The organism is Streptomyces sp. NPDC057543 (assembly GCF_042801895.1).
GTDB lineage: Bacteria > Actinomycetota > Actinomycetes > Streptomycetales > Streptomycetaceae > Streptomyces.
Genome location: NZ_JBHVFF010000013.1, coordinates 51,122 through 58,931, shown reverse-complemented (window position 1 = coordinate 58,931; position 7,810 = coordinate 51,122). Strand labels below are relative to the sequence as shown.

At 70.5% G+C, this 7,810-nt stretch carries 4 protein-coding genes; all 4 read right to left on the bottom strand.

The genetic code is table 11. From position 1 onward, the window contains the following. Positions 1-74 precede the first annotated feature (74 nt). Positions 75-1,316 carry a radical SAM family heme chaperone HemW gene (hemW, locus tag ACFU8Q_RS04625; RefSeq protein ID WP_384447677.1) on the bottom strand — a complete coding sequence of 414 codons (1,242 nt, stop codon included), beginning with the start codon at positions 1,314-1,316 and terminating at the stop codon, positions 75-77. A 72-nt stretch (positions 1,317-1,388) separates the two neighbouring features. Further along, entirely contained in the window at positions 1,389-3,314 is a 1,926-nt protein-coding gene (locus ACFU8Q_RS04620) for a SpoIIE family protein phosphatase (protein ID WP_384447688.1), read from the bottom strand. A 210-nt stretch (positions 3,315-3,524) separates the two neighbouring features. Beyond that, positions 3,525-5,414 carry an AMP-dependent synthetase/ligase gene (locus ACFU8Q_RS04615; protein WP_384447675.1) on the bottom strand — a complete coding sequence of 630 codons (1,890 nt, stop codon included), beginning with the start codon at positions 5,412-5,414 and terminating at the stop codon, positions 3,525-3,527. A 451-nt stretch (positions 5,415-5,865) separates the two neighbouring features. Continuing rightward, positions 5,866-7,740 (bottom strand): translation elongation factor 4, encoded by a 1,875-nt coding sequence (lepA, locus tag ACFU8Q_RS04610; protein ID WP_384447672.1) that lies wholly within the window; start codon positions 7,738-7,740, stop codon positions 5,866-5,868. Positions 7,741-7,810 lie beyond the last annotated feature (70 nt).

The following is a 7,810-nucleotide window of genomic DNA, read 5'->3' as shown; positions in this document are numbered from 1 at the left end:
TTTTTTTTTTACCACACCGCCCCCTCGGGGTTTCTTGGGGGGGGGGCCGGGGGCAACCCGTGCCCCCGCTCCACTCAGTCGACCAGGTCCCGCACCACCGCGTCCGCCAACAGCCGCCCCCTCAGCGTGAGCACCGCCCGCCCCTCCCCGTACGGCGCCGGCTCCAGCAGCCCGTCCTCCACCGCCCGGCCCGCCGCGGCCAGCCCCGCCGGTGCCAGCAGCGACAACGGGCACCCGTCCACGAGCCGCAGCTCCAGCAGGATCCGCTCGACCCGCCGGTCCTCCGCGGAGAGGATCTCGCGCCCGGCCCCCGGCGACCGCCCCTCGGCCAGCGCCTGCGCGTACGCCCCCGGATGCTTCACGTTCCACCAGCGCACCCCGCCGACATGGCTGTGCGCCCCGGGACCGGCGCCCCACCAGTCGGCGCCCCGCCAGTACAGCTCGTTGTGCAGGCACCTGCCCTCGGGCGTACGGGACCAGTTCGACACCTCATACCAGGAGAAGCCCGCCGCGGCCATCGCCTCGTCCGCGATCAGGTACCGGTCCGCGTGGGCGTCGTCATCGGTCATCGGGATCTCGCCGCGCCGGATCCGCCGGGCCAGCTGCGTGCCCTCCTCGACGATCAGCGCGTACGCGGACACATGGTCCGGCCCCGCCCCGATCGCCGCGTCCAGCGAGGCCCGCCAGTCGTCGTCGGACTCCCCGGGCGTTCCGTAGATCAGATCGAGGTTGACGTGCTCGAAGCCCGCCTCCCGCGCCTCGGCGACACATGCCTCGGGCCGGCCCGGCGTGTGCGTGCGGTCCAGGATCCTCAGCACGTGCTGCCGCGCGCTCTGCATCCCGAACGAGACCCGGTTGAAGCCGCCCTCGCGCAGCTCGGCCAGATACGCCGGATCGACGGACTCCGGGTTGGCCTCGGTGGTGATCTCGGCATCGTCCGCGAGCCCGAACTCCTCGCGGATCGCACCCAGCATCCGTACCAGGTCCCCCGCGGCCAGCAACGTGGGCGTGCCGCCGCCGACGAAGACCGTACGGACCGGACGCGGATCGTCGCCGAGGACCTTACGGGCCTGGCGGACCTCGCCGATCAGGTGGGAGGCGTAGTTGTCCCGGGAGGCCAGCGCGCCGCCGGAGCCGCGCAGCTCGGTGGCGGTGTAGGTGTTGAAGTCGCAGTAGCCGCAGCGGGTCGCGCAGTAGGGCACATGCAGGTAGAAGCCGAGCGGCCGGTCGGCGGCGCCTTCCAGGGCATGGCGGGGCAGCGCCCCGTCGTCGGGTACGGGTTCACCATCGGGCAGTACGGAAGGCATACCGCCCATTGTCGCTCGCCGCCGGGGAACCCCGGGCCACGTCCGTGATCACGGAGGCCGCCCGTCCGGGGACGCATGGCCTCACCCCGCCTGCAGCACCAGCAGCGCCAGATCGTCGTCGGGCGGCCGCTCGGCGAATTCGTGCACGGCCCGCTTGATGCGGTCCGCGATCCCGTCCGCCGACAGCCCGGCGCAGTCGGCCAGCGCACGGGCCAGACCGTCCCCGTCGTCGAACATCAGCGTCCCGGAGCGCCGCTCCGTCACGCCGTCCGTGACGCACAGCAGGCTGTCGCCCGGTGCCAGGTCGAAGCTCTGGCTCTCGTATGCGACGTCGTCGAAGATCCCGAGCAGCATCTGCGGATCGGCGGCCGGGCGCACCTCGCCGTCGGGCCGCAGCAGCAGCGGCAGCGGGTGGCCGGCGCTGGCCACGGTGCAGCGCACGCCGCCGTCGGGCAGCGGCACCAGTTCCCCGTACAGCAGGGAGAGGAAGCGGGACTGCCCGGTGTCCGCCGTCTGCTGCCCGCCCGCCGCGGCCACCATGAGCGCGGCCGCCTCGGCGGCCTCCATGGCATCGTCGAGGAGCAGCCGGTTGAGCCGGTCCAGCACCTCGCCGACGCCGAAACCCTCACGGGCCAGCAGCCGCAGCCAGGGCCGGGCCAGACCGGTGACGACGGCGGCTTCGGGGCCGCTGCCCTGGACGTCGCCGAGGACGAAGCACCAGCGGTCGCCGGGGCACGGGAAGATGTCGTAGAAGTCGCCGCCGACGACCCCGTCGTCGCTGGGTTCGTACACCAGTGAGCTGGTTACGCCGGGTATGTCGGCGACCTTGCTGGGCAGCAGTGCGCGCTGCAGGATGCGGCTGATGGTGGCCTGCCGGGTGTAGGCGCGGGCGGCGCCGACGGCGAGGCCGACACGGCGTACGAAGTCCTCGATCAGGGCGGTCACTTCGTCGGGGACGCGTGCCGTCCCCTCGCGGCCGAGGAGTACGGCGCCGAGGGTTCGGCCGCCCGAGGTGATCCGGTAGGCGAGAGCGGACTCGGGGCGCTCGTCGGCCTTCTCGCCGTCCTCCTCTCCCCCGGGCCAGGGCAGCGAGACGGGCCCGGTGCCCACCCGCTCGGGCAGCCGGATCGGGTCCTGCTCCAACAGCGTACGCAGCTGCCCGGTCTCGGCCTCGTCGCGGTGCCAGACGCTGGCGAGCCGGGGCACTGCCGCGGGTCCGCCGTTCTCGGGTTCCAGCCAGATCGCGCACCAGTCGGCGAGTCTGGGCACCAGTAACTGTCCGGCGAGCGCCGCCACGATGTCCTCGTCGAGCTGGCCGGCGAGGAGGTCCGAGGCTTCGGCGAGGAACGAGAGTGCGCCGCGGCCCGCCCAGTCCGCGCCGTCGCGCAGGGCCCGCCGGGCGTTGGGGGCGAGCAGTTCGGCGGCGCGCAGTCCCTGCTGGAATCCGGGCTCGGTGGACGGTTCGGGGAACGGGTTCCAGTCGTCGACGGGGAGCCGGGCCCAGACGGTCTTGAGGCCGGTGCGGTAGGTGATGCCCCAGCGCTCGGCGAGGGTGCCGACGAGCTGGAGTCCGCGACCGTACTCGGCGGGATCGGCGGAGCCGGTGGTGGCCCTGCTCTCCGCCGCGTCGGCCGGGCCGCCGTCCTCCGCACGTTCGCTGCGCACGGCGCGGGCCGGGTGGTGGTCGGAGACCTCCAGCACCAGGGCCGCGGCCTCGTCCTCGGTGGCCTCCTCCAGCCGGCACAGCAGCTCGACGTTGGTCCCGGCGTGCACGACCGCGTTGGTGACCAGCTCGCTGACGACGACCGCCGCGTCGTCGGCCAGCCGCTCGCTGAAGCCCACGGCCGCCGGCAGCCCGAGCCCGGTCCATTCGGTGAGCGCCGCCTCGACGAACCGGCGGCCGGCGGAGGGTGCGAGGAGGTTTCCGGGCAGGGACGTACGGGCGACGGGCCGTGCATCCGCATGGCCGACGGTGTTGCCGGGACCTTGAACGATGTCCCGCTGCAAGGGAATGGGCCCCACGGTGCAGCTCCTGACCTGTTCGCGCTCTGTCTGTTCTCGTTCTGTCTGTCTGTTCTCACTGGGCGCCGCTGACGACACCGACAGAGTGACAGATGGACCATGCCCATAAGCGACGAGTTGCCGAAGTGGGCGGAGAAAGTGAGCGGAGCGGGACAGGGGCGGCCGCACCGTGCGGCCGCCGCCCGAGGACCTGCGTTACGCCTCGCGGCTCCCCGCGTACATGTCGTCGATGAGGCCCTTGTACTCCCGCTCGACGACCGGCCGCTTCAGTTTGAGACTGGGCGTCAGCTCGCCGTGCTCGATGTCGAGATCGCGGGGCAGCAGCCGGAACTTCTTGATGGTCTGCCAACGCTGCAGCCCCTCGTTGAGCCGCTTCACATAGCCCTCTATGAGCGCGACGGTCTGCGGGGCGGCCACCACGTCCGCGTACGGCTTCCCGCCCAGACCGTTCTCTGCGGCCCAGCCGAGGATGGTCGGCTCGTCGAGTGCGATCAGGGCGGTGCAGAAGTTACGGTCCGCGCCGTGCACCAGGATGTTGGAGGCGAACGGGCAGACCGCCTTGAACCGTCCCTCGATCTCCGCCGGGGCGATGTACTTGCCGCCGGACGTCTTGATGAGGTCCTTCTTGCGGTCGGTGATCCGGAGGTAGCCGTCCACGGACAGCTCTCCGATGTCTCCGGTGTGGAACCAGCCGTCCGCCTCCAGCACCTCGGCGGTCTTCTCCGGCAGCCCCTGGTAGCCCTGCATCAGGCCGGGGCCGCGCAGCAGGATCTCGCCGTCGTCGGCGATTCGCACCTCGGTGCCGGGGAGCGGCTTGCCGACGGTGCCGGTGCGGTAGGCCTCTCCCGGGTTGACGAAGGAGGCGGCGCTCGATTCGGTGAGGCCGTAACCCTCCAGGATGTGGATCCCGGCACCCGCGAAGAAGTAGCCGATGTCGGGGGCGAGCGCCGCGGAGCCGGAGATGCAGGCACGCAGCCGGCCGCCGAAGGCCTCCCGGATCTTGGCGAAGACGAGGGTGTCGGCGACCTTGTGCTTGGCACCGAGTGCGAACGGGACGGAGGCCGTGCCGGTGCGCCGGAAGTTGTCCTGCGAGACCGTCGCGTACTCGCGGGCGACCCCGGCCGCCCACTGGAAGATCTTGTACTTGGCCCCGCCACCGGCCCGCGCCTTCGCGGCGACACCGTTGTAGACCTTCTCGAAGATGCGGGGAACGGCGGCCATGTACGTCGGCTGGACCACCGGCAGATTCTCGATGATCTTGTCGACCCGGCCATCGACGGCGGTGACGTGACCGACCTCGATCTGACCGGAGGTGAGGACCTTGCCGAAGACGTGCGCGAGCGGCAGCCAGAGGTACTGGACATCCTCCTTGGTGATCATGCCGGTCGCCACGGTGGCCTTGGCCATGTACGACCAGTTGTCGTGCGGCAGGCGCACACCCTTGGGGCGGCCGGTGGTGCCCGAGGTGTAGATCAGGGTGGCCAGTTGGTCGGCCGTGATCGCGGACACCCGCTCCTCGACCGCGTCGGGGTTCTTCGCCAGGTACTCGACGCCGCGGGCCTCCAGGTCGGCGAGGGTGAGCACCCAGCCCTCGGGGTCGCCCTCGGCAGGTCCGGCGTCCTCGGGGTCGATGACGACGACGTGGGCGAGGTTCGGCAGCTCCGCGCGGCGCTCGCGGGCCTTGGCCAGCTGGCCGGCGTCCTCGGCGATCAGCACCCGGCTCTCGGAGTCGGAGAGGATGAAGGCCGACTCCTCGGCGTTGGTCGACGGGTAGATCGTGGTGGTGGCGGCGCCCGCGCACATCACACCGAGGTCGACGAGGATCCATTCCACCCGGGTACTGGCGGCGAGCGCGATCCGCTCCTCCGGCTGAACGCCCAGACCGATCAGCCCTGCCGCGACGGCGTACACGCGCTCGGCGGCCTGTGCCCAGCTCAGCGACTTCCACTCGTCGGGCCCCTCGCCGGCGGCCGACGGGACGGGATAGCGGTAGGCCTCCCCGTCCGGGGTGGCCGCCACGCGGTCGACGAAGAGGTTCGCCACGGAGGGCGGTCGGTTATCGATCAGGGTCTGTGTGTCGCTCACGACATCCTCCGGGCCTGCGGCAGTGCTTCACGACCGGCTGCTTGTTCCTGCTGACTGCTGCTTGTTCCTGTTGTTCCTGTGTGTGTCCTGCGTACTCTGCGTTTCTGTCCTGCGGCACCTGGCCTGCGGTGCTCGATCCCGCTTGTTTAACTGGCGAGTAACCACGAAGCCGTGATCAGGGTAGAGCGCGCACGTCCGCCGCGTAAGAGGCAACGGGCCGCCGCTTCATAACGAACGGGCCCCTGCGTCGCAGTGCATTGCGACACAGGGGCCCGTTGGGCTACCACCGAGTAGAGACGGGACGGAGCCGGGCTGCAGACCCGATCCGGAGCCGGGAGTGCGGGCCCGAGCCGGGAGCCGGGGTGCGGGCCGGAGCCGCAAGCCGGGGGTGCGGGCCGGAGCCGGGGGGCGGGCCGGAACCGCAAGCCGGCCCTCGGCCTCTCCGCCGGGGCTACTTCTTGCCCTTGCTCTCCCCGCCCGACTCGTCCGTCGACAGCACAGCGATGAAGGCCTCCTGCGGCACCTCCACATTGCCGACCATCTTCATCCGCTTCTTGCCCTCCTTCTGCTTCTCCAGCAGCTTCCGCTTACGGGAGATGTCACCGCCGTAGCACTTGGCGAGGACGTCCTTGCGGATGGCGCGGACCGTCTCACGGGCGATGACCCGGGAGCCGATGGCGGCCTGGATCGGCACCTCGAAGTTCTGCCGCGGGATCAGCTCGCGCAGCTTGGCGACGAGCCGCACGCCGTACGCGTACGCCTTGTCCTTGTGCGTGACCGCGGAGAACGCGTCGACCTTGTCGCCGTGCAGCAGGATGTCGACCTTGACGAGCTGGGCGGACTGCTCGCCGGTGGGCTCGTAGTCGAGGGAGGCATAGCCCCGGGTCTTGGACTTCAGCTGGTCGAAGAAGTCGAAGACGATCTCGGCGAGCGGCAGGGTGTAGCGGATCTCGACCCGGTCCTCGGAGAGGTAGTCCATGCCGAGGAGGGTGCCGCGCCGGTTCTGGCAGAGCTCCATGATCGCGCCGATGAACTCGCTGGGGGCCAGGACCGTGGCGCGCACGACGGGCTCGTGCACCTTGTCGATCTTGCCCTCGGGGAATTCGCTCGGGTTGGTGACGGTGTGCTCGGTGCCGTCCTCCATCTCGACGCGGTAGACCACGTTGGGGGCGGTGGCGATGAGTTCCAGGCCGAACTCGCGCTCCAGCCGCTCACGGATCACGTCGAGGTGGAGCAGGCCGAGGAAGCCGACGCGGAAGCCGAAGCCGAGCGCGGCGGAGGTCTCCGGCTCGTACACCAGGGCGGCGTCGTTGAGCTGGAGCTTGTCGAGCGCCTCGCGCAGGTCCGGGTAGTCCGAACCGTCCAACGGGTACAGGCCCGAGAACACCATCGGCTTGGGGTCCTTGTAGCCGCCCAGCGCCTCGGTCGCGCCCTTGTTCAGGGAGGTGATGGTGTCACCGACCTTGGACTGCCGGACATCCTTCACACCGGTGATGATGTAGCCCACCTCGCCCACGCCGAGGCCGTCGGCCGGGGTCATCTCCGGCGAGGAGACCCCGATCTCCAACAGCTCGTGGGTGGCGCCGGTGGACATCATCCTGATGCGCTCGCGCTTGTTGAGCTGGCCGTCGACGACACGGACGTAGGTGACGACACCGCGGTACGAGTCGTAGACCGAGTCGAAGATCATCGCGCGGGCGGGGGCGTCGGCCTTGCCGACCGGGGCCGGGACGTCCTTGACCACGCGGTCGAGCAGCGCTTCCACACCGAGGCCGGTCTTCGCCGAGACCTTGAGCACGTCCTCCGGCTGGCAGCCGATGAGGTTGGCCAGTTCCTCGGAGAACTTCTCCGGCTGCGCGGCCGGCAGGTCGATCTTGTTGAGGACCGGGACGATCGTGAGGTCGTTCTCCATCGCCAGGTAGAGGTTGGCCAGCGTCTGGGCCTCGATGCCCTGCGCGGCGTCGACCAGCAGGACCGTGCCCTCGCAGGCGGCGAGCGAACGGGAGACCTCGTAGGTGAAGTCGACGTGGCCCGGGGTGTCGATCATGTTGAGGACATGGGTGCGACCCTGGTCCTCACCCGTTTCGGGCGCCCAGGGCAGACGCACCGCCTGGGACTTGATGGTGATGCCGCGCTCGCGCTCGATGTCCATCCGGTCGAGGTACTGAGCGCGCATCTGCCGCTGGTCGACCACGCCCGTCAGCTGAAGCATCCGGTCGGCAAGGGTCGACTTGCCGTGGTCGATGTGCGCGATGATGCAGAAGTTGCGGATCAGCGCCGGGTCGGTACGGCTCGGCTCGGGCACGTGGGTAGGAGTCGCGGGCACGCAGGGTCCTGATTCTTGAGACGCCGAACGCCGTGTCTCGGGTCGATGTCGGTTCGGTCGGATCGATACG